Source organism: Cupriavidus necator A5-1, assembly GCF_000744095.1.
Classification (GTDB): domain Bacteria; phylum Pseudomonadota; class Gammaproteobacteria; order Burkholderiales; family Burkholderiaceae; genus Cupriavidus; species Cupriavidus necator_A.
This window is the reverse complement of sequence record NZ_JQLI01000004.1, coordinates 401,505-425,693: the sequence shown is the minus strand read 5'-3', so window position 1 is coordinate 425,693 and position 24,189 is coordinate 401,505. Positions and strand designations below refer to the sequence as shown.

At 61.0% G+C, this 24,189-nt stretch carries 20 protein-coding genes and 1 pseudogene; 10 read left to right on the top strand and 11 right to left on the bottom strand.

What is annotated here, in order from left to right:
* Positions 1-22 precede the first annotated feature (22 nt).
* From K307_RS23850 to K307_RS23830, 5 genes are all read right to left on the bottom strand, one after another.
* On the bottom strand, positions 23-544 hold the full coding sequence (locus K307_RS23850; protein ID WP_042883254.1) for a hypothetical protein: 522 nt from the start codon (positions 542-544) through the stop codon (positions 23-25).
* A 12-nt stretch (positions 545-556) separates the two neighbouring features.
* Positions 557-1,144: a carboxymuconolactone decarboxylase family protein gene (locus K307_RS23845; protein WP_051975147.1), complete on the bottom strand. Its 588-nt coding sequence runs from the start codon at positions 1,142-1,144 to the stop codon at positions 557-559.
* A gap of 99 nt (positions 1,145-1,243) precedes the next feature.
* Positions 1,244-2,302 (bottom strand): porin, encoded by a 1,059-nt coding sequence (locus K307_RS23840; protein ID WP_042883252.1) that lies wholly within the window; start codon positions 2,300-2,302, stop codon positions 1,244-1,246.
* A 531-nt stretch (positions 2,303-2,833) separates the two neighbouring features.
* Positions 2,834-5,218 (bottom strand): xanthine dehydrogenase family protein molybdopterin-binding subunit, encoded by a 2,385-nt coding sequence (locus K307_RS23835; protein ID WP_042883251.1) that lies wholly within the window; start codon positions 5,216-5,218, stop codon positions 2,834-2,836.
* 202 nt (positions 5,219-5,420) lie between these two features.
* Positions 5,421-6,218 carry an alpha/beta fold hydrolase gene (locus tag K307_RS23830; protein ID WP_042883250.1) on the bottom strand — a complete coding sequence of 266 codons (798 nt, stop codon included), beginning with the start codon at positions 6,216-6,218 and terminating at the stop codon, positions 5,421-5,423.
* A 141-nt stretch (positions 6,219-6,359) separates the two neighbouring features.
* On the opposite strand from K307_RS23830, the gene K307_RS23825 reads away from it, so the two are divergent.
* On the top strand, positions 6,360-6,977 hold the full coding sequence (locus K307_RS23825) for a MarR family winged helix-turn-helix transcriptional regulator (protein WP_042883248.1): 618 nt from the start codon (positions 6,360-6,362) through the stop codon (positions 6,975-6,977).
* Positions 6,978-7,005: 28 nt separating this feature from the next.
* Here the strand turns inward: K307_RS23825 and leuD are convergent, their stop codons facing one another.
* From leuD to K307_RS23800, 5 genes are all read right to left on the bottom strand, one after another.
* Complete coding sequence (gene leuD, locus K307_RS23820; protein WP_042883426.1) at positions 7,006-7,635, bottom strand: 3-isopropylmalate dehydratase small subunit; 630 nt, start codon at positions 7,633-7,635, stop codon at positions 7,006-7,008.
* 2 nt (positions 7,636-7,637) lie between these two features.
* Complete coding sequence (gene leuC / locus K307_RS23815; RefSeq protein ID WP_155301264.1) at positions 7,638-9,080, bottom strand: 3-isopropylmalate dehydratase large subunit; 1,443 nt, start codon at positions 9,078-9,080, stop codon at positions 7,638-7,640.
* An 87-nt stretch (positions 9,081-9,167) separates the two neighbouring features.
* Positions 9,168-10,067 (bottom strand): isocitrate lyase/PEP mutase family protein, encoded by a 900-nt coding sequence (locus tag K307_RS23810; RefSeq protein ID WP_080745199.1) that lies wholly within the window; start codon positions 10,065-10,067, stop codon positions 9,168-9,170.
* Between the two features lie 123 nt (positions 10,068-10,190).
* Positions 10,191-11,213 carry a hypothetical protein gene (locus tag K307_RS23805; RefSeq protein WP_042883247.1) on the bottom strand — a complete coding sequence of 341 codons (1,023 nt, stop codon included), beginning with the start codon at positions 11,211-11,213 and terminating at the stop codon, positions 10,191-10,193.
* Positions 11,214-11,265: 52 nt separating this feature from the next.
* The gene (locus K307_RS23800) at positions 11,266-11,910 is read right to left on the bottom strand and encodes an isochorismatase family protein (protein ID WP_042883245.1); all 645 of its coding nucleotides are present in this window, start codon (positions 11,908-11,910) and stop codon (positions 11,266-11,268) included.
* 211 nt (positions 11,911-12,121) lie between these two features.
* Here K307_RS23800 and K307_RS23795 point away from each other — a divergent pair, with 211 nt between their 5' ends.
* The 9 genes from K307_RS23795 to K307_RS23755 all read left to right on the top strand — a co-directional run bounded on the left by K307_RS23795 (position 12,122) and on the right by K307_RS23755 (position 20,584).
* Positions 12,122-13,303, top strand: coding sequence for an FAD-dependent oxidoreductase (locus K307_RS23795; RefSeq protein ID WP_042883244.1), 1,182 nt, complete (start codon positions 12,122-12,124; stop codon positions 13,301-13,303).
* 28 nt (positions 13,304-13,331) lie between these two features.
* Entirely contained in the window at positions 13,332-14,207 is an 876-nt protein-coding gene (locus K307_RS23790; protein WP_042883242.1) for an FAD binding domain-containing protein, read from the top strand.
* Positions 14,197-14,679 (top strand): (2Fe-2S)-binding protein, encoded by a 483-nt coding sequence (locus K307_RS23785; protein WP_042883241.1) that lies wholly within the window; start codon positions 14,197-14,199, stop codon positions 14,677-14,679. Before K307_RS23790 ends, K307_RS23785 begins: the two co-directional genes overlap by 11 nt.
* Positions 14,680-14,712: 33 nt before the next feature.
* On the top strand, positions 14,713-15,276 hold the full coding sequence (locus K307_RS23780) for a CoxG family protein (protein WP_042883239.1): 564 nt from the start codon (positions 14,713-14,715) through the stop codon (positions 15,274-15,276).
* Positions 15,277-15,291: 15 nt separating this feature from the next.
* Entirely contained in the window at positions 15,292-16,251 is a 960-nt protein-coding gene (locus tag K307_RS23775) for a 3-hydroxyacyl-CoA dehydrogenase (RefSeq protein WP_051975146.1), read from the top strand.
* Between the two features lie 124 nt (positions 16,252-16,375).
* Entirely contained in the window at positions 16,376-17,404 is a 1,029-nt protein-coding gene (locus K307_RS23770) for an XdhC family protein (RefSeq protein WP_042883237.1), read from the top strand.
* Between the two features lie 134 nt (positions 17,405-17,538).
* Positions 17,539-19,137, top strand: a complete 1,599-nt coding sequence (locus tag K307_RS23765) for an MFS transporter (RefSeq protein WP_042883234.1) — start codon at positions 17,539-17,541, stop codon at positions 19,135-19,137.
* 18 nt (positions 19,138-19,155) lie between these two features.
* Positions 19,156-19,617, top strand: coding sequence for a MarR family winged helix-turn-helix transcriptional regulator (locus K307_RS23760; RefSeq protein WP_042883232.1), 462 nt, complete (start codon positions 19,156-19,158; stop codon positions 19,615-19,617).
* 97 nt (positions 19,618-19,714) lie between these two features.
* The gene (locus K307_RS23755; protein WP_268989223.1) at positions 19,715-20,584 is read left to right on the top strand and encodes a 3-hydroxybutyryl-CoA dehydrogenase; all 870 of its coding nucleotides are present in this window, start codon (positions 19,715-19,717) and stop codon (positions 20,582-20,584) included.
* Positions 20,585-20,724: 140 nt separating this feature from the next.
* Here the strand turns inward: K307_RS23755 and K307_RS23750 are convergent.
* Positions 20,725-24,150 (bottom strand): annotated as a pseudogene (locus K307_RS23750) (adenylate/guanylate cyclase domain-containing protein).
* Between the last annotated feature and the right edge of the window lie 39 nt (positions 24,151-24,189).

Here is a 24,189-nt window from a genome sequence, read left to right as displayed (position 1 = left end):
ATGAGAGACAAATTGCCCTCTTTCAGATTGGGGATTCCGTCACGTTAACCACCATGCTGAGAAACGACGCGTATCCGCAGACCGCAACAAGCTCCAGGCAGATCTCGGCGCCAAGGCGAGCCGCCAGCTTGTCGTATGTGACACCCTTGACCCGGCCAGATCGCGTCAGCTCCATGCAATATTCGTAGACCATCTCCTCATCCGAAGTCATCCCGTCGGGTCGGTGCCCGTTGCACAAAGCGCTGATAGTCGACGCCGCGAGCCCGGATTCCTGGACGGTATCCAGGTGCAAAAATGAGGCAGCGTCGCTGCCCCGGTGCCGACCAGCGGCCACCAGGACGGCCAGAACTCGCAGACGTTCGGGAACCCGCAGATTGAAGCGAAGGTAGTCCCCCAGCAACTGTGCGCGGTCTGCAACTTCCGGCGAGTAGATGAGTGGCATATAAGGGCCGCTAAGGCCGCCAACCCGTCGCTCGCCGATGGCCGCGGCGACCTCGCGCTGCCTTGGCGTCATTTCGTCTGGTGCTAGCTCTGGAAAACGCATTGGGAGACTCCTTCAATCGTTCGGAACAGGAAAGGCCGGAATGAACCCTTCCAGGAATGCGGGTGTTGCCGGCTTCGCGACGTTAATGACCAATCCTAGCGTCGCGTAGTAACCGCACGTTGCAATCAGGTCGATGATTGCCGCCTTGCCAAACCGCTCCGCAGCTCGATCGAACAAGGCATCGGACACGCGACCCTCTGCGAACAAGGCAGTGCAGAAGTCGTAGACAAGGGCTTCGTCGTCATCCATCGCCGCGGGACGGCGCCTTGCTGCGATCGCCTCGATTGCCTCTTCTGCCAAGCCAAATTCGCGCGCCTCCATGGCATGAACATGAAACTCAAGCTGCGCAGCGACGTGGCGCGCTGTGATCATGATTGCGAGTTCTCGCAGCTTTGGCGGAATGGCCGTATGGAAACGGCAGTACTCGCCAAGCGATTGCAGCCGATCGAGGATGCCGGGTACGTGCACCAGCGGCACGAAGGGCCCCTCGACGCCGCCTTGCGACGAGGCCGATGGCTTGCGGCGGCTGGAAACGGCCTGAAACACGCGCTTCTGCTCGTAGTACATGTCTTCAGGCGCGATGGGGGGATAGCGTGTCATGAGAGTTCTCTCAGGTTATCAAGATTCATTGCGGCAAAGAGCGATCAGTTCATCGCAGAAGTTGATGGATTCATAAACCAATGAGCACGGTCAATGCCATTAGAATTTGTGACGCAGGCCCGCCATCACGCCAAGGCGCGTACTATTGCCAAAAGTGCTTGCGCTGCTGATGAAACCAGGCGAGCCATTCAAGGCCACCCAGGCACCGCGTAGATGCGTGTAGTCAACTTCCAGGTATACGTCTGTACGCTTGCTGAAGTTATAGTCCAGCATCGCTGCCGTTGATAACCGCTTGCCACCCTGGCCAGCATGCTGAAGCCAATCGTAGTTGAACGCGCCCACGAGAGCCAGCGCTCCCGTCAGATTGAATCGGATGCCCGCATAAACCAGGTCATTGCGATAGTCTGCTACATCAAGGCGATTGTTCGTGTAGCCGAGAAAGTACTGCGTGCGTGGTGCTTTATAGGTCCCGCCAATGCTCCAGAACGTTTGCTTGCTGGCCTGAGACGGCGGCACCGCGCCGAAGTAGGCAGTAGAGACGTCATGAGTGACCTGATAAACCCCACCGATCTCCAGCGGCCCGGAGCTGTAGACCAAAGAGCCGGCGGTGGCGTTGTTGCCTGAGAAGTTTCCTGCAACTTCTCCAAACGTGTATGCAGCCGCTACTTGCAGTGGCCCGAAAGACTTGATGTACTTGGCGGTGTTGTCGTAGCGCAGCCCCGTATAGTTGCCCCCCTGGAAGCCGATAATGCCGTGGTTGGGCACTGACATGGCATCGTAGGAACCGATGATCTCACTGGCGAGCGTGTACTGCCGTCCGAACACAATCTTGCCAAAATCGCCGTCCAGGCCGACTACCGCGAAGCGACCGAACAGGCGGCCGCCCTGCAGGCTCGCACCGGTATCCGGCGCAAAGCCCGACTCGAGGATGTACCAGGCCTTGAGGTTGTTGCCGAGGTCCTCGGTGCCGCGAATACCCCAACGGCTACCTGTAATCAGACCGTCCGACATCTGCCACTTGTTATCACCCGCTGCATTCTCGTTGGTGGAAAAACGGATGGTCGTGTCGATCAGGCCGTACAGCGTTACATCGGCCTGCGCGGCAAAAGGAATTCCTGCGGCACTGATGGCGATCAGTGCCGTGACTGTCTTACGCATACTGTTCCCTCTCTCCTGTGGCTAGTTCTGTGTTGCTGGCTCGTTGGATCGCGCTGTAGTTTCAGGAGTCTTCCCTTCCTGATGCGACGAAAAAACTTTAGCTACCGTTCGTATGTATGTCAATACGATATGTAGCTATTTTGTCAGAACGAGGAAGGCCGCACTCACACTGGGCATACGCACTCTTTGTGCGTCACCAAAATTGATCGACGATGCCGAATTTCACCAGGACGGTGCTGACGGGCAACGCATTGTGGGTGGGCCATACAGAACGAGAGAGGCGAAATAGCGCTGAAAAGCGCGGGGCCAGGCCGCGACAGCGAGAATGATCTCGGGATGGCGCTCGGTGAGCTTGCGCGCGACAGCGGGGCCGATGCTATGGCCCACGAGAACCGATGGCCTGGTCTGCGCCAGCAGCAGAGCCAGTGCATTGACAAGTTCCTGGTACGACGGCAGGGGTTCGCAGATCTTCAGACGCCTTCGACGCCTGCAGAAGTATCCATTGCCAACCCTGCCGTATCCGCACCAATCTCAGGAAGCCGTCCCCACTACGCCCATCAGCTTCAGGACATTGCTCGGCGTCAGCGGCATAGTCGTGATCTGAGGCTTGTAGGCCGACAAGGCATCGGTGACCGCAAGGATGAGCGCCGGAACCACGCCAACGGCGCCGCTCTCCCCCGCTCCTTTCATGCCGCCAAGCGTGAACGTCGATGGTGTCTCGATGTGATCGACCACGATCTCTGGCACGTCAAGCATTGTGGGTATGGTGTAATCAAGCAGAGTCGTCGCTACGGGCTGCCCATCCTCACTGTAGCGAGCGCCCTCCATCAGTACGGCCCCAATGCCCTGGACAATTGCTCCCACCACTTGTCCATCGACGATCTGCGGATTCAGTACTCGCCCGCAGTCGTGGACGACGTAGTAGCGCTCCACGGTAACAAGCCCGGTTCCTGGATCCACCGCCACCTGGGCAACATGGCAAGCCATGGAGTACGTGGACGAGGGCGGATCGTAGAATTCCAGCGCGTCCAGGCCAATCGTTTCGCCCTCGGGCATGTCACCCATTCCGATCATGTACGCTGTCTGCGCGATCGTCTCTATCGTGACCGACATGCCGGGCACGCCGTTGACAGAGGCCTTGCCTTGAGAGAGCGAGATATCTTCCGGGCTGACTTCCAGTTGGTATCCTGCGATTCGCTTCATCTTCTCCGCAAGGCGCGTGCATGCCTTGATGACAGCCCCGCCGGCCACCACGGCACCGCGGCTGGCGCCGGCGCCCGTTCCAAATGGGACGTTTGCGGTATCGGAGGATTCCACCGTGACATCCTCGATGTTAAGGCCTAGCGTATCCGCAGCCAGCTGGGCAAATACCGTCGCATGCCCTTGTCCCTGTGAGGCGACACTCAGGTGGACGCTTGCCTTGCCATCCGGTTCGATTTTCACGAGGGCGCCGTCGTAACCCGGCCATCGCGATGCCTGCCCGCGCATGCGAGTGATGGAGGTACCCTGTCCGGTATGGTCGGCCATGCAAGCCAGGCCCATGCCGCGCAATTTTCCGTCCGGGCCTGGCTTTCCGGATTTTTCCTGGCGGAAGGCAATGAACCCTGAGCGTTCGAGCGCCTGTTCCAGGCACTCCACATTGCTTGCCGTATCGTGGGTCACACCGACGGCATTGGTGTATGGAAGGTCTTCCCTGGTAATGAGATTGCGCTTCCTTATTTCGACCGGGTCGATCTTGAGTTGCTCAGCCGCCCTGGTCAGCAGGCTCTCCATCGCAAAGGTGCAAATCGGCGCGGCGACGCCCCGGTACGACGCGGTAGGCGCCGTGTTGGTCACCACGGAGACGGCGTCATAGGCATAGTAAGGAACCTTGTAGGGCCCCATCATGTGATGCCCGGCACCCGCCGCGTCCAGACCCGCAGTTGTCACCCACAATGGGTAAGCTCCGACATTCACGACAGGCCTGTTGCGCACCGCGAGGATCATCCCTTGGTCATCCACGGCTAGTTCGACGCGGAACTGGAAGTCCCGCCCGTGCATCAGCGCGAGATCCTCCTGGCGGTCTTGCACCCACTTGACCGGTCGGCCCAGATGGCGCGAAATCGCTGCGCCGGCGACGACCTCAGGGTGCGTTACCGTCTTGAGTCCAAAGCTTCCGCCGACGTCCGGCGAGATGATCCGCACGTTCTTCTCCGGCAAGCCCAGGGCGTCGGCCACCTCCCATCGCTCCTTGTGTGGCAAGTGTGCGGTCGACCACAAGGTGAGCTTGTTCTGACCCTTGTCGAAGCTGGCCAGAAAGCCGCGTGTCTCCATGGCAACTCCGGACAACCGGGTGCTGGAAAATGTATCGGCGAAGACGTGCGCTGCCCGGGCAAACGCCTCATCGGTCCCAGGGACCGAATACTTCGCCTCGAAAACGACATTGCCGGGAAGATAGTCATACAAGCGCTGCCCGTCTTCACTCAGCGCTTCCGAGATCGACACCACGGTTGGCAACGCTTCGTAGTCGACCTCTATGAGCTCGAGCGCGTCCTCGACCACGTAGGGGTCGGTGGCGACCACCGCCGCGACTGGCTCGCCCACATAGCGCACCCGGTCCAGCGCCATGTTATAGCGCAGCAGCTTCTTGTCCCCCGGTACCGGCGTTGCCATGGGCTGCGTCCAACCGGCGACGTCAGTGCCGGTAATGACTGCGGTGACGCCCCTCAGCGCCTTAGCGCCGTCCGCGTTGATGGAACGGACCATGGCGTGTGCGTAAGAACTGCGCAGGAAGCCAATGTAGAGAAGACCCGATGGCTCGGGCAAGTCATCAATGTACCGCCCCTGGCCGCGCAGAAGACGCTCGTCTTCGCGTCGCGGGACGGCTGTGCCGACGTAGCGGCCTTGAATGCCTGTAGTTGCGGTTGGATCGCTCATATCGTTCACCGATGGTCAATGTTCAGGGCGTCTGGCTACGGCTGGATTGCACGGACGAGGCTGTGGTAGCCGGTGCGCCGGCTTTGCCTTGATGGACCTTGCATGGCGCCGCATCGAGTTTGAAGTATGCTAGCACATAAATATACGCATCGTATGTTTTTTAACTACATTTCGTATATATGTGAACACCAGAAAGTGATGGTCAATCGGCGAGGAAGTGCTGCACCGAGGATACAAAGGCTTCCAGGCGATCCCATGGAATCATATGACCGGCGCCATCGATGCGCTCCTTCTGGCAGTCTCTGAGCGCCCCCGTTATCTCATCTGCATCCTCATCCGACACCGTCCCCCCCTTCTCCGCATACAACAACAGGGTCGTGGTGGCGATGTCCGGCAGGTCGCGATGGATATCCTCTTCGTGAAATGACTTGTGCGACTCGATAATGGCCGTGCGGTCGCACGTCGGCAGCCACTCCATGCGCTGTTCGAGTTGCTCATCGCTCCAGGGCAGGCCAACCTTCATCTCGTCGTAACCCAGTCCACGGCCCACGGCATCAAGAGAATCGAGGTAGAAACTGAGCGGGATCGGATAAGGCCGACGGCCAGGTCCCGAGACAGGCGGATCAGCCAGAATGAGCTTGCCGATCCTCGACGGGTAGCGAGCGGCAAGACGCACTGCAATGCGAGCGCCCATGGAGTGGCCGAGAACTGCCGGTGCCTCCAGCCCTACGGCCCGGATGAAGCCCTCTATGTCCGCGGTATAGTCGTCCAGGCGATAGCCAAGCTCGGCTCCGCCCTGAGACAGCCCGCGGCCGCGGATATCCATGACGTAGACGTCGCAGAAGGCCGCCAATCGTTCGGCTACGAACTCCCATGTCGCAGCCGGACTCGTGATGCCGGGCAACAAGACCAGCGGCGCCTGGCCGCGGCCGAACCTCACGTAGTGCAAGCGTACGCCATTGACCGCCACGTGCCGGCCCTGTCGCATCGTATCTGTCATTTTTGCTCCCCGAGTTCAGTTCGCATATCACGTCGGCGCTCGCTTGCTCGCGTCGCCATGTCAATACGTTTCGTAGCTATATCTGGCATAATGCGACTGTTTGGACCTTCATACTTTCAACATGGCCTTTCTGGTAGCTATATGAAAAAACCCGCCCGCAGCAATATCAAGGCAGCCGATCAGGCGCGACCCAGCTTCGAGCCCGCGACTTCCGTCTCCCATGCGGCGATGCTGGTGGACGGCAATGACGAGAAGTTTCGCCATGTACTGTTCCTCGCAAGGATGTTTGCGGACCGCCTGGTCATGTTTCTCGAGGTCGTCGCTCGCGAGATCGACTTGACCGGCAACCAGTATGTGATCCTGCTGGCGATCGCCCACTCCCAGGGCAAGGGTGGCGCCACGGTGCGGGATATCGCGCACTACGCCCTGATGGCCTCTACCCACGTTACGACGCAAGCCGGCGCCCTCATAAAAAAAGGGCTTGTCGAGAAGCATCCAAACAGCGCCGACGGCCGAAGCGTGCTGTTGCTGCTCACCCGAAAGGGCGAGAAGGCCATGGATTGCATTGCTCCGATCCGCCAGCAGTTCAACGATGCCATGTTCGATGGCGTTTCCCGCCAATCGCTGCTGGCGGCCTCCAAGTTTCTCGAGCAGGTGACGGCAAACAGTGAGCGCGCCCTGCCGCTGCTGCAGAATCCGGAATTGAAAGCCAACGCGGTCAAGCGCACCGGAAAGAATACGAAAGCAGAAGCCAGCTAAACGAAGCCGGCTAGCCTGCGCCAACTGGTCAGGGGGTCGGCACTGTCGCCGCGCCTGGCCAGGCCCATGGTCGACTCAGCCTGTCAGCTGCTTGCCACGCGCGTATCCGTGGCGCATCGGTCAACGTGAGTCCGATCTCGTCAAACCCGTGCAGCATCATCTCCCGCCGCCGTGCGTCGACCGAAAACGGCGTCATCCGGCCATCTGGCGCAGTGATGCCACACGCCTGCAAATCGACGCTCAGCGGCTCGCCCTGAGCGCATTGCGCAGCAAGATCCTGAACCACGCCCATCGGCAGGCGGATTGGCAGCACGCCATTTTGGAAGCAATTTGCGTAGAAGATGTCGCCGAAGCTCGGCGCAATGACACAGCGCAGGCCGGCGCCCTGCAGCGCCCACACGGCATGCTCGCGCGATGAGCCGCAGCCAAAGTTTGGGCCGGCAAGAAGTATCGGCGCGCCGCGGAAAGCAGGCTGGTTCAGTATGAAGGAAGGATCTTCACTGCCATCCGGAAGGTAGCGCAGGACTTCCATGGCATAACGACCCAGTTCCTTCCTCGACAGCATCGTCAGATGCTCGATGCGGATAATGACATCGGTATCGATATTGGCGCGCAGCAGCGGTGCGGCCGGCCCGGTGACGACGGTAAATGGCTGCATGGTCATACGGTGGTGCTCCCGACCTGCGGCTCTTGTGCTGGCACGTGTTTCATGGTTCTCACATCGACAATATGGCCCGCAATCGCCGCTGCCGCCGCCGTTGCAGGGCTGGCCAGATGCGTGCGTGCGTTGGGCCCCTGGCGGCCGATGAAGTTGCGATTGGAGGTGGACACCGAGCGGCGTCCGGGCGGTACCTGCTCGCCGTTGGCGGCAACGCACATGCTGCAGCCGGGTTCTCGCCACTGGAAGCCGGCCGCTTCGAAGACCTCGCGCAGGCCCTCGGCTTCGCCGGCGCGGCGCGTGAGTTCAGACCCTGGCACGACCCAGGCAGTCACGCCAGGCGCGACCCGGCGTCCGCGCACGACATCGGCCGCGGCGCGCAAGTCCGAAAGACGGGAATTGGCACAGGAACCAATGAAAACCCAGTCCACGGGCGTCCCGGCAATCGGCGCATTGGGGGTGAGCCCCATGTACTCCAGCGCCAGCGCATAGGATTTGCGCAAATGCTCGGGTGCGCAGTGTGGATCGGGGATAACGCCGTCGACCGCTATGGACTGGTCGGGACTTAGGCCCCATGTGATCGTAGGCGCAACTTCCGCGACGTCGATGATTTCCTCGCGATCGAAAACCGCATCCTCATCGCTGGCCAACAAGCGCCATTGGGCGGCGGCCACCTCGAACGCCTCGCCTTGCGGAGCAAACGGCCGGCCGCGGAGCCAGGCAATGGTCTTGTCATCTGGCGCCACAATGCCGCAGCGGGCCCCCAGTTCGACGCTCAGATTGCACAAGGTCAACCGCGCTTCAATGTCCAGTTCGCGCACCGCACTACCGGTGTACTCGATGGCATAACCGACGCCCGCTGTGGCGCCGAGCGTCTTGAGGATGTGAAGGGCCAAGTCTTTGGCTGACACGCCGACAGCGAGCGCACCTTCGCAGCAAACGCGCATTCGCTTTGGCTTCTGCTGGCGCAATGTCTGCGTGGCCAGGACATGCGCGACCTCGGATGAGCCGACGCCGAAAGCCAGAGCCCCCAGCCCGCCGTTGGTGCAGGTATGGCTGTCACCGCAGATCACGGTAAGGCCAGGCAGGACGACACCCAGTTCCGGCGCCATGACGTGGACGATCCCCTGTCCAGGCTGGCCGATGTCGAACAGGCGGATCTGGTTTTGCTTAGTGCGGTCGCGCAGTCCGTTGTACAGACGGCTGCCTTCGGCATAAGTGTTGCCAGTGCGTCCCGGCTGGCTCGACACCACATGATCCGGCGTGGCGAAGACGAGTTCCGGATTGCACACTGGCAAGTCACGAGCCTCGAGTTCCGCAAGCGCCGGAGCCCCGTTGAGATCATGGACCAGATGCCGGTCGACATGAAGCAATGCCCATCCCTCGCCCAAATCGCTGACCACATGGGCGTCCCAGATCTTGTCGAACAATGTCCGTCCCATCATGCATGCCCCCACGTGGCTGGGCCTGTCTCAAGGTCAGGTGTTTGCTTCATTGCTATTGCCTCCCTGCCGCCGTATGAAAAGTCGCCACTATTCCTGAGCATGATTGCGGTCGAAATCAGCGACCCAGTCAAAGCCCATCAGCGCTGAGAACTTCTGGAACTCGTAGAGGGGCGTATCAAGCCCAACGGTGGACCCGTCCTCCCGGATCTTCCGGAACACGCTGCCCATGGCCGCTCCGGCCGCCAGGAAAGCGGTCGCGGGGAAAATGGCCAGCCCGTAGCCCAGGGATTGCAGCTCATCGCGACTCAGGACCGGCGTGCGCCCGCCTTCCACCATGTTGGCCACCAAAGGCACGTCGAAGCTGCGACCGATGCGCTCCATCTCTTCGACCGACTCCGGGCTTTCAATGAACAGCAGGTCGGCGCCGGCCTTTGCGTAGAGTTCGCCGCGGCGCAGCGCCTCGTCAAGGCCGAGTGTGGTACGCGCATCAGTGCGCGCGATGATGAGGAAGTTCGGATCGTCCCGTGTCTCGACCGCAACACGAATCTTGTCAGCCATGGCTTCTGCCAGGATCACCCGTCGACCAAGCATATGGCCGCATTTCTTCGGAAACTCCTGGTCTTCCAACTGGATCGCGCTGGCGCCCCCGGCTTCATAGCCGCGTACCGTGTGCATGACGTTGAGCAAGCCACCGTAACCGGTATCCGCGTCGCAAATCATGGGCGTGTCGGTCACGCTGACAAACTGCTGTACGCGATTGACCATGTCGGTGTAGCTGGCAAGTCCCGCGTCCGGCAAGCCGAGATAGGAGGCGACCGTGCCGTAGCCGGTCATGTACAGCGCCTCGAAGCCGATACTGTCGGCCAGCTTTGCCGACACCATCTCGAAAACGCCGGGAGCCGATAGCACACGCTTGTCGCGCAGGCGGGCGGCCAGTCTGGCGCGGCGATCAGCGACGCGCGATTGGAATCGTGTTCCTTCTTTCATGCAATAGCCTCTATGAGCATGGAGTGTGTCGCCATCATCGCCCGGCTTACAACGCACCGGGCAATGAGGTCCAACGCATGACCGCAACGGACGAGCACCGGTACGCGGTGCCGCCCATGCGATTCAGATTGCCGGCCCAACCACCTCGCCGTCGCGCACCACCGTGTAGCCATCCAGGGTCAGTGTGCAGCCCAGCATCGGCATGTCGAAATGCGCGATGGTGTGCCGGCTCCCGCCCGCCTCCGTGTTCGGGCCCGTGGAGAACTGCACGTTCCCCGCGAACGATCGCGGATCCGTGCCGACGCTTGCAGGCTCCTTCTTCAAGGCTTCCCAATCCGCCCGTGGATCTACCCCCCAACCGATATGTGACACGGCATAAGCTTCCGGATCGTTGAACGACGCCATCTGCTCGCGAAGCCGCACAGCCTCTTCCTCGCCATCGATGCTGCGAATGTAACCTTCGCGAATGGTGAGCGTGATGGGGGATTCGAGGTACCGATTGAGGGGCCATACAAAGTCCCCCCGGTTCAGCACCACTCGCCCGTTTGTCGAGCCCTCGTCCGGCCACGTATAGAGGAAGGCGGAGGGCCAATGGTCCCAGCGTCCCGGGGTATCCGTGTAACCGTATTGGGTGATTACCGGGTATTGGCCCAGCTTCATCTCCACGTCGGTTCCCGCCGACGAGGTGATGCGCAGCGTCCGGGCGCCCTTGAGCACCTCCTCGCTTGCCTCGATCTGGCGTCGCAGTGCGTCCGTCGGCGGCCGGCTTGCAAGGATCTCCGGCGGTTCGACCACAAGTAGCATGCGCGTGCCGGCATTCAGGATTTCGACTTGCTCCGGAGAATGCAGAAGCAGCAGCAGGTCAACCACGAAATCGGCCTGCTTCAACGTCTCCAGGGCCAGCTTCTGTCCCGTGACCGGCGTAAGCCCGACGTACGAACCTTCCGCGGCGCCAGGTTTTACTCTCGGCGCAGCCATATGCATCCGGAATCCCTGGGCGCCCAGATTGGTGATGGCCTGCATGGCGGCATCTGCCATCGCAGCCGGAGTGCGCTCACCCGACAAAACGATGGCCGTCTCAGATTCATCCAACTTACAGCGCCGAAACTCCTCCTGAAACAGCGCGACCAGCTTTTCTTGCTGCATATCAGAACTCTCCTGGTAGGTTACGAATGCAATAGATGCGTGCCCATGATGATCAGAGGGCCGAGACTTGCTTCAGGTATGCCATTGCCTCTTCCTCGCCAATGACGTCTGCGTACTTGGCGTTCATGTCGTACAGATTGGCTTCCTGGATATCTGGATGTCGGTCTCCCACCGCTTCACGCACGACCATGGGCCGGAATCCATGTGAGATCGCGTCTACGCAGGTCGCGCGTACGCAACCGCTGGTCGAGACCCCGGCAATCAGCACCGTATCCACGCCCAACGTCGTCAACGCCGGCGCAAGCGCCGTACCGAAGAAACCGCTTGCATACCGCTTCCAGATGACGATATCGGAGGGTTCGGCTTCCAGTCCCGGAGGCAGGTCTCCCAGCGGATTTCCGGGCTCGAACGAGAGCAGCGAGTGTCGGATCTTCTCGAAGAAGACCCCGCCGCCGACACCATCCTTCTGCACTTCGAGGCGAGTGAGCACCACCGGAATGCCGGCGCGATGCGCCGCTGCCTTCAGCCGGATAGACACCGCAAGGCTTGGCTCGAACAACGGGTGGTATAGCGGCGAACTTTCCACGAAGTACGCCTGTACCAGGTCGATCAGCAAGAGCGCTGGCTTCTTGCCGAATCCCAGCCTTGTGTTGAAGCCGGTGTTGGCATAGTTCGTGTCCAAAGCAAATTTATCCATGTCTGGCTCCGTGTCCTCAGTGACGTGTGGTGCTGCCGTAGACGTATTTAACTACATTCCGTAGCAAAAATCTATACGCTTCGTACATTTCGGTGCTAGCATATGAACACGGCGATGCAATGGTGACGGCCACCCGGGACCGGCCCACTGCATGTCTTCTTCGCAGGCAGATACGCCCGCAAAATCACATATGGCGTGGCAAGGAGATGCAATGACGCAGCAACAGAGAATTGCGGTAATCGGAGGGGGGATGGGCGGCCTCACGGCTGGAGTCCTTCTGCAGCGCGCAGGTTTCGAGGCGACCGTGTACGAGCAGGCAAAGCAGCTCGCCCGTATCGGCGCGGGGATCAATATCTACCCGAACGGCATGCATGTGCTACGCGCCACCGGGGTAGTTGATCACCTGCTTGCCATCGGACAAACGCCCGCGACATGGTTCAGCCGGGTCTGGGATACCGGCGAATTGCTGTACTCCCAACCGGAGGCGGCGTGGCACAAGAAGTATGGTGAGCCTCACATCATCCTCCACCGCGGTGATCTGCAGCGGTCGCTCGCCAGCCAGTTGCGGCCGGACTCGATCCAGTTCGACAAGCACCTGGTCGGCATCGAGGAAGTCGGCGATGCCCTAAAGGCGACCTTTGCTGACGGAAGCAGCGTGGAAGCTGACGTCATTATCGGCGCCGACGGCGTCAATTCACGGGTCCGTGAGCTGCTGCTGGGACCACAGCCTCCCAAGTACTCGGGCTTTGTCGCCTATCGCTCTGTCTTCCCGGCATCTCGACTTAGCCGCCCACTGGACTCGGACGGCTGCAAGTTCTGGTCGGATGACCGGCACTGGGCTAACGAAGACAGGCACATGATCATCTACTACACCACCAAGGCCAAGGATGAGGTGTATTTCGTCACCGGCTCGCCAGATCCCAACTGGGAAGGGACCACGCCTGTCGATGTCACGATTCAGGAAGTCAAGGATCACTACGCCGGCTTCCACGACGAAGTACAGCGTGTCATCGACGCCTCCGTCCGGATCAGCAAGTGGCCCCTGTTGACACGCGATCCCCTGCCGCTCTGGAGTTCGGGCCGCATTGTGCTGCTTGGCGACGCCTGCCACCCCATGAAGCCACATATGGGCCAGGGAGCCGGCATGGCGTTCGAAGATGCCGCTGTACTGGCCCGCTGCCTGCAGGAGAAGCGCGATGACCTCGAAGGTGCCCTGAAGCTCTACGAGGCGAATCGCCAGGGAAGAGCTTCAAAGGTGCAACGGATCTCGAACGCCAATACCTTCCTCAAGTACGAGGAGGATCCGACGTGGTGCTTCGGATACAACGCCATGACCGTGCCACTGCAACCGGCCGGCGAGGCTGCGAAGCCGCCGCAGACAGAATGCGCCTGAGCATGACTACAACCAGGCAGGAGCCAGTATGAAGCCGCCGAGCTTTATCTACGTTTCCCCCAGAACAGTCCAGGAGGTCATCGGGCTGCTGTCGCAGCACGGCGCGGAAGCGCGTGTTCTCGCCGGCGGGCAGAGCCTGGTGCCGATCATGAACCTGCGGATCATGCGGCCCGCCGTGCTGATAGACCTGAACCAATGCCAGGGGCTCGACTACATCGAACACCGTGCGGGCCATGTTGCCATCGGCGCGATGACCCGCCAGATCGATGCCATGAAGTCTCCGGTAGTGCGTCAGCATTGCCCGCTCGTCTCGCAGGCATTGGCGTGGACGGGGCCGGTCGCCGTGCGATGCCGAGCCACCGTCGGTGGCACGCTCGCCCATGCCGACCGGGTTGCCGAGCTGCCTGCAGTCGCAGTCGCACTGGACGCCATCATGCTGATTGACGGCGTGAACGGGCCGCGCGAAGTCGCTGCCTCCGAGTTTTTCCTTGGGGACTTGACGACCGCAATCGAGCCCGGCGAGTTCCTGCGCGAGGCTCGCTTTCCGGTCTGCGTCCCAGGCTCGTTTTCCAGCTTTTTTGAGGTAAGCGTCAGGCAGGAGGGGGTCGCGGTCGTGGGCCTTGCCGTGCACCTGGCCAAGCAAGGCGCTAAGGTCCAGAAGGCTGCGCTTGCCGCGATGGGGGTCGATGCTGCGCCTGTACGTCTGCGCCGTGCCGAAGCCCAACTCACGACTCACGGACTCGGCGACGCTGCGATCGAAATGATCGCAGGCATCGCTGCCGAAGAGATTGATCCCATGTCTGATCTTTACGCCAGCGACGCTTATCGCAAGCATGCGATCGGGGCAATGCTGAAGAAAGCTCTGCTAAGCGCCGTCAAGGAGGGAAATCCAAATGAGCGATGAAGTCACCCGTATCGAATTCTCGATCAATGGCGCGCGAATGGGCGCGGACGCCGAACCTCGCATGCTGCTGGCGGATTTCATCCGGCATCGCCTGCGCCTGACCGGGACCCACGTAGGCTGCGCGCATGGTGCATGCGGTGCCTGCACCGTGATGGTCAACGGGCGGCCGGCACGAAGCTGCCTGATGTTCGCCGTCCAGGCGCAAGGGGCAGAACTGAAAACGGTGGAAGGCCTGTCTTCGGAAGAAGAGCTTTCGCCCCTGCAGCAGGAATTCAGGAACCACCATGCCCTCCAATGCGGATTCTGCACGCCGGGGATGCTGATCTCTGCGCAGGCATTGCTTGACGAAAACCCGCAGCCCACCGAGGAGGAAATCCGCAAGGCGCTGGCGGGAAACCTGTGCCGTTGCACCGGCTACAACAACATAGTCCGTGCAGTCCAGGCCGCTGCCAAACGCCTGAACTCCGACTGACATTGCCCCCCAGCGCTATAACGAGAGACAGCCATGAAGATGAACGAAGAGAAGGAATTGCCCGTGGCGCAGGATATCGCCTGGCAAGCCCTCAACGATATCGCCCTGTTGCAAACGTGCATTCCGGGGTGCGAATCCATTCAACAGAAGGACGACGGTAGCTTTGAGGTACTCATTACCGCTGCCGTCGGGCCGATCAAAGCGAAGTTCAAAGGCCACATGCGCATGAAGGACATCGCCGCCCCTACCTCGTACACGCTGGAATTCAGTGGTCAGGGCGGTGCGGTCGGCTATGGGCGCGGCGAAGCCGGTGTGGCCTTGTCCCCGCTGGCATCCGGCAAGACGCTCCTGCGCTATACCGCAACCGCAAGTGTTGGCGGCAAGCTCGCACAGGTCGGCTCCAGGTTGATCGACATGGCGGCGCAGAAGATGGCTGGCGATTTTTTCGGAGCCTTCCTGGCAGAACTGAACAAGCGCTATGCAGCCGCTCCTCAGCCGGCCCCGGCCGCCGTATCGGGCCAGCGTTACGCGGGCCCCGGGCTGTTTGCCAGTTTTGTGACGTGGCTCGGCCGAATGTTTGGCAGGCGCGCAGCCTGATCTCGGAGCACGCCAATGAAGTCTGCGGTAGATGTCCTGCGCGGTGGCGCGGTGGCCATCGTGGGAACGGGTCTTGTGGGGATGGGTTGGGCAGTCGTGTTCGCACGCGCGGGCGCGACGGTCCACTTGTATGATGCGAATCCGCAGATAATCGAGGCTGCGCCGGCCCGCATACTGCGCCAGCTTGAGGATCTTGACAGCTATGGCTTGCTGAGTGAGTCCGCGGCAGTCGTGATGTCACGCATCAAGTCTTGCGCGTCGCTGTCGCTGTCCCTGGAAGGCGCCACTTACGTGCAGGAATCGATTCTGGAACGGGTCGATCATAAGCGCGAGTTGATGGAGCAATTGCAGGCTTGCGACGACGGGCGTCGGATCATTGGAAGCTCCACCTCCGGGATCCCTGCGTCGCAGTTCGCGAACAACCTGGCGCTGACACCCCGGGTCATCATTGTGCATCCGGTGAATCCCCCTTCGCTGGTGCCGCTCGTCGAACTCGTCCCCTCCCCTGGGACTTCAACCCGCACCCTTGATTTTGCCAGCGAACTGATGGCTGCCGTGGGCCAGACCGCGATCACGGTCAACCGGGAGATCGAAGGCTTTGTCTTGAACCGACTGCAAGCCGTGCTGTTGAGAGAGGCCTGGGCATTGGTCGAAGATGGCATCGTGTCGGCTGAGGATGTCGACAAGACGGTTCGCGACGGTCTGGGGTGGCGGTGGTCCTTTATGGGACCGTTTGAGACGATCGACCTGAACGCAGTCGGTGGCGTTGCCGATTATGCAGCACGCCTCGGCCCCCTTTACCAGCGCATCGCCGCTTCGCGCGCGCACGATGCGCCATGGGGCACTGAGATCATCGCCCGGGTCGACGAACAGATGCGGGCAAAGCTGCCGCTGCAAGGGTTGGTGCAGCGGTGCCAGTGGAGAGATCGGCAATTGATGGCGTTTGCGCGATATCGCCGGGCAGAACGTGAATGAGCACCGCGATCACAACGGAGCAAGGCCTTTTCCTGACAACGTCATCCGTCGCGGTAGCGATCGGCAGCCAGCAAGGCGACGTCGCCTGTTTCTTTGTCAATCTAATTGCAGCGCAGAGATCATCATGGACAGCGTGGATCTTGAAGTCCTGAGAAGCAGCGTGCGCTGGATGACCGAAGGTCATCGCACGTTGCTGGTCACGGTAGTCAGGACCTGGGGCTCCTCACCCAGGCCCGAAGGCGCGATGCTGGCGGTTCGCGACGACGGACTGGTCGTGGGATCGGTATCGGGCGGCTGCATTGAGGACGACATCATCGACCGGGTCCGGCGCGAAGGCATTGCCAACGTGAAGCCGGAAGCCATCAAGTATGGGGTGAGCGCAGAAGAGGCCCATCGCTTTGGCCTGCCTTGCGGCGGCACTATTGAACTGGTGAAGGAGCCCCTCAGTTCCAGGAGCCGCATCGGCGAGCTGCTTGAGGCCGTAGAAAGCGGAAAACTCGTGGCGCGAACGCTTGATATGGCGAGCGGCCATGCCCGGCTCAGCGCTGCGCAATCCACGGACGGCCTGAGCTTCGACGGCAGGACGCTGCTCACCATTCATGGACCACGCTACCGCATGCTCGTGATTGGAGCCGGACAGCTGTCAAAGTACCTGGCCCAGATTGCCGTTGGCCTGGGCTTCCAGGTTACCATTTGCGATCCGCGCGAAGAGTACACCGAAACCTGGGACATTCCGGGCGTCACCATGGTGCGAACCATGCCGGATGACACGGTGACAGAGATGCAGCTCGACGACCGCAGCGCAGTGATCGCTGTCACGCACGATCCGAAGCTCGATGACCTGGCACTGATGGAAGCGCTGCGCACGCGCGCCTTCTATGTCGGTGCCCTGGGGTCGCGACGCAACAATGACGCGCGTCGCGCACGACTGCGGGAGTTCGACCTGAGCGATCAGCAGCTGGCCCGCCTGCAAGGCCCGGCAGGCATCTATATAGGAAGCCGGACGCCGCCTGAGATCGCCCTCTCGATTCTGGCGCAGGTCATCGCCGCCAAGAACCACGTCTGCCTGCCGCAACTAATGCACGTTGCAGACGCGAAAACTGCGCGTGACATTGCCGCCAGCACCGGCGATACCTGTACGCGAACTATCTGATGGCGCGCACCAGGGTCGATCGGCATCCTGGAATCCGCATTTCGGTCGTAAATACGAACATAAGATCTTATATAGGAAATCGTGATCGCATGTAGTACACTCATTGACAGCACAATGATTGACGCGACAACAAAATGCCCCATCAGCCTCACAACCCATACAAGACCGGCCAAGTGCTGCCTTTTCGCGAGTCCTTGCTCGCAGTGCTGGGTCTCGCTGTTGTCGTGACGCTGGTGGCCCTGGATCAAACTGTGGTGGGCACCGCGCTCCCTACGGTCGTGGCCGAGCTAAAGGGCTTTCACTATTACGCATGGGTGGCGACGGCGTATTTGCTGGCGTCCGTCATTACCGTCCCTATCTTTGGAAGGTTGGGCGACTATTACGGGCGCAAACCGTTCGTATTGGCGTCGATCGTCGTGATCATTGTCGCGTCAGCGTTATGCGGCATAGCAACTAACATGCCTTTCCTGGTCGCTGCCCGCTGCTTGCAGGGTGTCGGGGGCGGTATGCTGGTTGGGACTGCGTTTGCCTGCGTTCCGGAATTATTCCCGGATGCCCATGTGCGCCTGCGCTGGCAAGTCATCATGACCACTGCGTTCGGTATTGCCAACGCTGTAGGGCCCTCCCTGGGCGGCCTGATTACGGAGTGGTACGGCTGGCGCGCCATCTTTTATGTGAACCTGCCAGTCGGTCTGCTCGGACTGTTCCTTTCCTGGCGCTACCTGCCACACTTGCGCCCTCTATCGCATGACGACGGGATTAGCATTGACTGGTTGGGCGCCGGCCTGATAGGGCTCGGCCTGGGCAGCCTGCAACTCTGCGTCCAGCTCCTGCCCGATCGCGGCGTTGGGCTGCTGACTTCGAGTCTGCTCGCGACCTCGGTGTTGGCCTGTGCAAGCCTGCTGTGGTGGGAGCGGCGTGCCGCGAACCCGATCTTGCCGCTCGACATGTTCCGCAATCCGAATCTGGGCCCACTGTTTCTGATTTCGACCGTAGCAGGCTTCGTCATGTTCTCCCTGTTGGTGTATACGCCCCTGCTGTTCCAGGGCGGATTCGGCCATTCGCCGAAGGAGGCGGGACTGCTGATCACTCCCTTGGTGGTATGCGTGACTACTGGCAGCATTCTGAACGGCCGCCTCATTACACGGATTCCTCGTCCCAACTACATGCTTTATGCTGGTTTTGCAATGCAGGCAATGGCTTGCCTTGGCCTGACGCAATCCACGCGCGGAACGTCTGATCATGTGCTGATGGCAATCATGCTTGTTGGCGGCTTTGGCTTGGGGTTCATTTTGCCCAATCTGACCGTGTTTGCGCAGCAGACCGCGGGGCCTGAGAACCTGGGCATTGCCACGGCTATGCTCCAGTCTTTGCGCATGGTGGGCGGCATGGTCGGCACCGCCCTTGTCGGCACGCTGGTGAACCGTAGCTATATGAACCGTGTCAGTGCTGTGCTCGCGGAGGCGGATGCAAGCAACTGGTTGCCGCGGATGTCCAATCCTCAGATCCTGGTCGACAAGACAGCGCAAGAAGCTTTGCTGACCCAACTGCATCAGGCCGGGCACGACGGCGCTTTGCTGCTCGAGCACGTCCGCGTGTCACTTGTGGATGCTATTCATATTGCTTTGATGGTGGTCCTGGTGTTTGCAGTGGCTGGTATCTGGCGAGCTACCCGCGTTCCCCCCGTGAAGCTCATTCGGACCATTGAATCGACGGCCACTGTCGCCGATTGAGCCAGGCGGGAGAATCGAATGGAACTCGAGCAAGAGAGCGTGGCGCTGCTGCGGCAGTTCGCGCGTACTTACCGCGCCTATGCGGCGGCTTTCGAACAGCGCATCGGGCATCCGCTGCCGCGTTGGCGCGTCCTTCACGGGTTGTACATCAATGCGGCGCCGATCGGGCAGAAGACGCTCGCGGAGCAGGTCGACATGGATCCCGGCGCACTGACACGCCAGCTGAAAGCCTTGCAGGAGCTTGGCTGGGTGACAAGAGAAACGTCCGAACAAGACAACAGAATCACCAATGTCATCCTGTCTGCGCAAGGGCGTGATGTCGTAGAGCAAGGCTTACCGCAGCGATCGAGTTTTCTGCAGGAGGTACTCGAGAAGGTTTCCGATACCACCATGCGCAACTTCTCCAAGGGCCTCGGGCAGCTTGAAGCCGGCATTGCGCTTGCCGCCGAACGCTCGCGGGCCGCCGCGGACGCGGCCTGAGTCGATGCTGCGGCGGCGGGCCGTGGCCTTGCTGCCGATGCAAGCAGCGACCCTGGTCTGACTGGAGCCCACACAGTATTCGGATACACAAACAACTTTGAGGAGTAGAGAGATGGCAATCAAAACCGTGGGCATCGTCGGTGCCGGCACCATGGGTAATGGCATCGTCCAGGCCTGCGCAGTCGTCGGCCTGAACGTGGTGATGGTCGATATCAGCGACGCCGCCGTGCAGAAGGGCCTGGCCACCGTGGCGGGCAGCCTGGACCGGTTGATCAAGAAAGAGAAGCTGACCGAGGCCCAGAAGGCCGACGCGCTGGCGCGCATCCAGGGCAGCACCACGTATCACGACATGAAGGCCGCCGACATCGTGATCGAGGCCGCCACCGAGAACTACGACCTGAAGGTCAAGATCCTCAAGCAGATCGACGGTATCGTCGGCGAGAACGTGATCATCGCGTCCAACACCTCGTCGATCTCGATCACCAAGCTGGCCGCGGTGACCTCGCGCGCCGACCGCTTTATCGGCATGCACTTCTTCAACCCGGTACCGGTGATGGCGCTGGTGGAACTGATCCGCGGCCTGCAGACCAGCGACGCCACGCATGCTGCGGTGGAAGCGCTGTCGAAGCAGCTCGGCAAGTGCCCGATCACGGTCAAGAGCAGCCCGGGCTTCGTGGTCAACCGCATCCTGTGCCCGATGATCAACGAGGCCTTCTGCGTGCTGGGCGAAGGCTTGGCCTCGCCGGAAGAGATCGACGAAGGCATGAAGCTGGGCTGCAACCACCCGATCGGTCCGCTGGCACTAGCCGACATGATCGGCCTGGACACCATGCTGGCCGTGATGGAAGTGCTGTACAGCGAATTTGCCGATCCGAAGTACCGCCCGGCCATGCTGCTGCGTGAAATGGTGGCCGCCGGCTACCTGGGCCGCAAGACCGGCCGCGGCGTGTACGGCTACAACCAGTAACGCAATGCACGGCGCGCCGTAGGCAACTCGCAACGGGCGCTGCAGCCGGCCGCTGACAAAGCGGCTGGCACTGCTACACATCCTTGAGCGTCATCCGTACCTCCAGCCGATGACGGCAACTCACAGAGGTAGCATCTGAATCAGGACAGGTCCGCCAGCAGCGTATTTGCCTGAAGCCAGTCGACGGTATCGAATCCTTCCGTGAAGCTGCCGAGAATTCCCGTCAGCACCTCCCGCGCTGCGGCAAACTTGCCCTGGCGCTGCCAGAGTTGAGCCAGGCTCAGCGCAATCTGCAGTTCCACTGACCTCGCTCCTTGGACACGGGCAATGGAAATCGCCGTTTGAAAACATGCCTCCGCCTCTTGGGCACAGGACGAGGCCTCCTTCCCAGCCGCCAATCGCAGCATCAGTTCCCCTTTGAGCCGAATCAGCGTTGGTTCATGGAACCGCTCGCCGGTCTTGCTTGCCAGAGCCAGCGCATCGTTCAGCACGAGCAGTCCCGCTTCGGCTTGTCCCGCTTTTCCACAGGCGTCAGCCAGCAGCGCCAGCAGCGTCGGGCGCCCCAGCGCCGCCCCGGTCGCTTCGTGGGCGATGAGGCCTTCTCGTATTTGTGCGATTCCCTCCTCGTGACTACCCTCCTCGGCCAGGGCCCAGCCTTGCAGGATGACTCCCCAGGCCTGGTACAGCGGATACCCCCGTTCGTCCGAAAGCGTGACTGCAGCTTCGGCAAGCTCCCGGGTCCGATGCGTCTCACGTCGGTACTGATGGAGCTGGGCCGCAAAGGCCAGCCCCAGGGCAAGGGCCAGCGGGTCCGCGGCACTCCGGGCCAACTCGAGAGCTTCCTGGCTACGCACGCTGGACTGATCTGGAAAGCCCAGGTACCAGAGAATCCAGCTCAAAGCGCTACGCGTATGAACCGCGGGATTCCGCGCAATCCCGCGGCGCGTAGCGCAGAAGGCCACCGTAATGCGGCTCGTCGGGACGGTGCAGCGCCAGCGCCTTCTCCTCGTGGGTACGTGCCTGGCCGATTTCGCCGAGACGGAACACAGTGGCGCCGAGAACACGGTGTGCCTCGGCCAGCTGTTCGGGCTCCTGTGTCTCCTGGCCCAGGCGTAGCAGGCGCTCTGCCAAGGTTTCCGCTTCCCGGTATTGCGCACGCAATTGATAGAACGACCATAACCCCAGCAGCGCCGAGAAGAACTGCGGTGTTTCCGCGCCCTGCTCGCACAAGGCCAGCGCACGCGTGTAGGTCGCTTCCACCTCGGGGGCACCGTAACTCCGCACCGCCATCCAGGCTGGCCCCAGGGTCAGCAACAGCATGAGTTCCTCGCGCGTGCGTTCGGGGCTTTCCGGAAGTAGCCTGAGCAGCTCAAGGGCTGCACTGAAATGGCGTATCGCTTCGGCCTGTGCTGAACGCCGCAAGGCCTGCTGGCCGGCGCACTGGAGGTACTCGACGGCCTTCCGGATATTGCCGCTGCGGCTGTAATGATGCGCCAACTCGCTGCAATGATCCTTCAACTGGGCGGAAAACAACGCTTCAATGGCCTGTGCCGTGCGTTCATGCAGTTCACTGCGCTGTGTCACCAGGAGGGTGTTGGCGGCCACCTCCTGGGTAAGTGCATGCTTGAAGGCATACTCCACCTCTGGGAATGCTGGCCGCTCATGAACGTAATCTCCCGCCTCCAACTCAGCCAGCAGCGCGCGCAGCTTGTCTTCGGGGAGCACGGTGACCTGCTGGACCAGGCTTAAGGAGAACTCTTTGCCGATAATAGCCAGCGTCTGCAGCAGCTCCCTCTGTGCGGCGGGGAGCCGGTCGATACGGGCGGCCAGAACTGCTTGCACGGTCGTCGGAATATGAAGGGCCGCAGGGCCCTTTTCGATGCGGTAGCTTCCGGCCCGGCCGAGTACGATGTTCTCCTCGACCAGCGTCTGGACGACTTCCTCCATGAAGAAGGGATTACCCTCTGTCTTTGCCAGGATGAGCGACTTCAGAGAAACGAGCGAGGCATCATCTCCAAGTAACGCGGTCAAAAGGCCCTGCGCGTCGGCCTGGTCAAGCGGCTCCAGCCGCAATTGGGTGTAGTTGCGCTTGCGGCCCCAGTCGAGCGAGTACTCCGGGCGGTAATTCACGAGCATAAGGATTCTCGCGCCCGGTATGTGCTCGACCAGCGTATGCAGGAACGCCTCAGTCTCGCTGTCCAGCCATTGCAGGTCCTCGAACAGCAGTTGTAGAGGCCGGTCAGCGCTCTCCCGCACAAGCAACTGCACAATCGCCTCGAAGGTGCGCTGGCGCCGAATGGCGGGGTCCATGCTGGAAAACGGCGAGCCAGGTTCGCTGATGCTGAGTAGATAAAGCAAATATGGGAGACACTGGTCCAGCGCGCGATCGAGGGTCAGCAGCCTGCCTGTGACCTTCTCACGGCACAGCCGCTCGTCATCCTGCGTGGTGAGTTGAAAGTAGTTCCTCAGCAAGTCGATCAGGGGCAGATACGGAAAGGCCTTGCCATGTGACACTGAAAAGGTTTCCAGAACCATGCAGCTTTGCCTGGAGCATTCCTTGAACTCGTGGAACAGACGCGATTTTCCAACGCCAGCCTCGCCCACCACCCCAACGATCTGTCCGTGCCCCGCCTTGGCTCGCTCCAACGCCTGGTGCAAGCACTCCATTTCCGCCTGACGGCCGACAAACCTTGCCAGACCGCGGTGCGCAGCCACCTGCAAGCGCGTGCGCAAAGGTCCCAGTCCGAGCACCTCATACACTGCAAGCGAATCGCGGACGCCCTTTACATGCGCGGTCCCCAGACTTTTGAACTCGAAATAGCCCGCGCTCAGCTTGTGAGTCCCGATTCGCTGACGAGAATGGACGATGGTGCAGCCACGCCTTCCATCCGGGCCGCGATGTGAATAGTGTGTCCCACCGGGTCATAATCGGTGCGCAAGTCATCCTTTCTAATGGAGCGCACCACGACTTCCCCGGTGTGTACACCAACCCGGATCTGCAGCGAAATAGCGCGCTCCAGACGGACCTGGGCGCTATGTCGACGCATCGTTCCCTGCATCCACAGTGCAGCATACAATGCGCGCAGCGGATGGTCCTCGTGGGCAATTGGCGCACCGAATAGCGCAAGAATACCGTCCCCCAGGGATTTGGCGACGTACCCTTCGTAGTGGTGTACGGCCTCCATCATGAGCGCCACAACCGGGTCGATCAGCGCGCGTGCGTCCTCAGGGTCCATGTCCTGAATCAGCGCAGTCGAGCCCGCCATATCTGCAAACAACGCAGTGATGGTCTTGCGTTCGCCAGCCGGATGCCCTCTTGCCTCCATCGCTGCCTGCTCGGCGAGGATGCGCTCGGCGAGATGGGGTGGGGTGTAAAGAAGCGGGCCGGGCGTACTGCCGAGGTCGATGCGGCTCTCAGTGAAGGGCGCGCCACATGAGCCACAGAATTTCGCTGCAGGGCCTGAAGCGCCGCCGCAACGCAGACACATCTGCACGAGGCTGGCACCGCACTCCTCGCAGAAATTGGCTAACGCCGGGTTCTCGTACCCGCAACTTACGCAGCGCATTTGGCCCTCTGGCTAGCTCTCTGCCCCGACTCATTAGAG

Bases quoted from the DNA above. Each gene is read 5' to 3' on its own strand.
- K307_RS23790 (WP_042883242.1), top strand. From the start codon at position 13,332: ATGAAGCCGCCGAGCTTTATCTACGTTTCCCCCAGAACAGTCCAGGAG.
- K307_RS23795 (WP_042883244.1), top strand. From the start codon at position 12,122: ATGACGCAGCAACAGAGAATTGCGGTAATCGGAGGGGGGATGGGCGGC.
- K307_RS23845 (WP_051975147.1), bottom strand. From the start codon at position 1,144: ATGACACGCTATCCCCCCATCGCGCCTGAAGACATGTACTACGAGCAG.
- K307_RS23800 (WP_042883245.1), bottom strand. From the start codon at position 11,910: ATGGATAAATTTGCTTTGGACACGAACTATGCCAACACCGGCTTCAAC.
- K307_RS23760 (WP_042883232.1), top strand. From the start codon at position 19,156: ATGGAACTCGAGCAAGAGAGCGTGGCGCTGCTGCGGCAGTTCGCGCGT.
- K307_RS23805 (WP_042883247.1), bottom strand. From the start codon at position 11,213: ATGCAGCAAGAAAAGCTGGTCGCGCTGTTTCAGGAGGAGTTTCGGCGC.
- K307_RS23780 (WP_042883239.1), top strand. From the start codon at position 14,713: ATGAAGATGAACGAAGAGAAGGAATTGCCCGTGGCGCAGGATATCGCC.
- K307_RS23850 (WP_042883254.1), bottom strand. From the start codon at position 544: ATGCGTTTTCCAGAGCTAGCACCAGACGAAATGACGCCAAGGCAGCGC.
- K307_RS23775 (WP_051975146.1), top strand. From the start codon at position 15,292: ATGAAGTCTGCGGTAGATGTCCTGCGCGGTGGCGCGGTGGCCATCGTG.
- K307_RS23810 (WP_080745199.1), bottom strand. From the start codon at position 10,067: ATGAAAGAAGGAACACGATTCCAATCGCGCGTCGCTGATCGCCGCGCC.
- K307_RS23825 (WP_042883248.1), top strand. From the start codon at position 6,360: ATGAAAAAACCCGCCCGCAGCAATATCAAGGCAGCCGATCAGGCGCGA.
- K307_RS23770 (WP_042883237.1), top strand. From the start codon at position 16,376: ATGGACAGCGTGGATCTTGAAGTCCTGAGAAGCAGCGTGCGCTGGATG.
- K307_RS23840 (WP_042883252.1), bottom strand. From the start codon at position 2,302: ATGCGTAAGACAGTCACGGCACTGATCGCCATCAGTGCCGCAGGAATT.
- K307_RS23830 (WP_042883250.1), bottom strand. From the start codon at position 6,218: ATGACAGATACGATGCGACAGGGCCGGCACGTGGCGGTCAATGGCGTA.
- K307_RS23765 (WP_042883234.1), top strand. From the start codon at position 17,539: ATGCCCCATCAGCCTCACAACCCATACAAGACCGGCCAAGTGCTGCCT.
- leuC (WP_155301264.1), bottom strand. From the start codon at position 9,080: ATGATGGGACGGACATTGTTCGACAAGATCTGGGACGCCCATGTGGTC.
- leuD (WP_042883426.1), bottom strand. From the start codon at position 7,635: ATGCAGCCATTTACCGTCGTCACCGGGCCGGCCGCACCGCTGCTGCGC.
- K307_RS23785 (WP_042883241.1), top strand. From the start codon at position 14,197: ATGAGCGATGAAGTCACCCGTATCGAATTCTCGATCAATGGCGCGCGA.
- K307_RS23835 (WP_042883251.1), bottom strand. From the start codon at position 5,218: ATGAGCGATCCAACCGCAACTACAGGCATTCAAGGCCGCTACGTCGGC.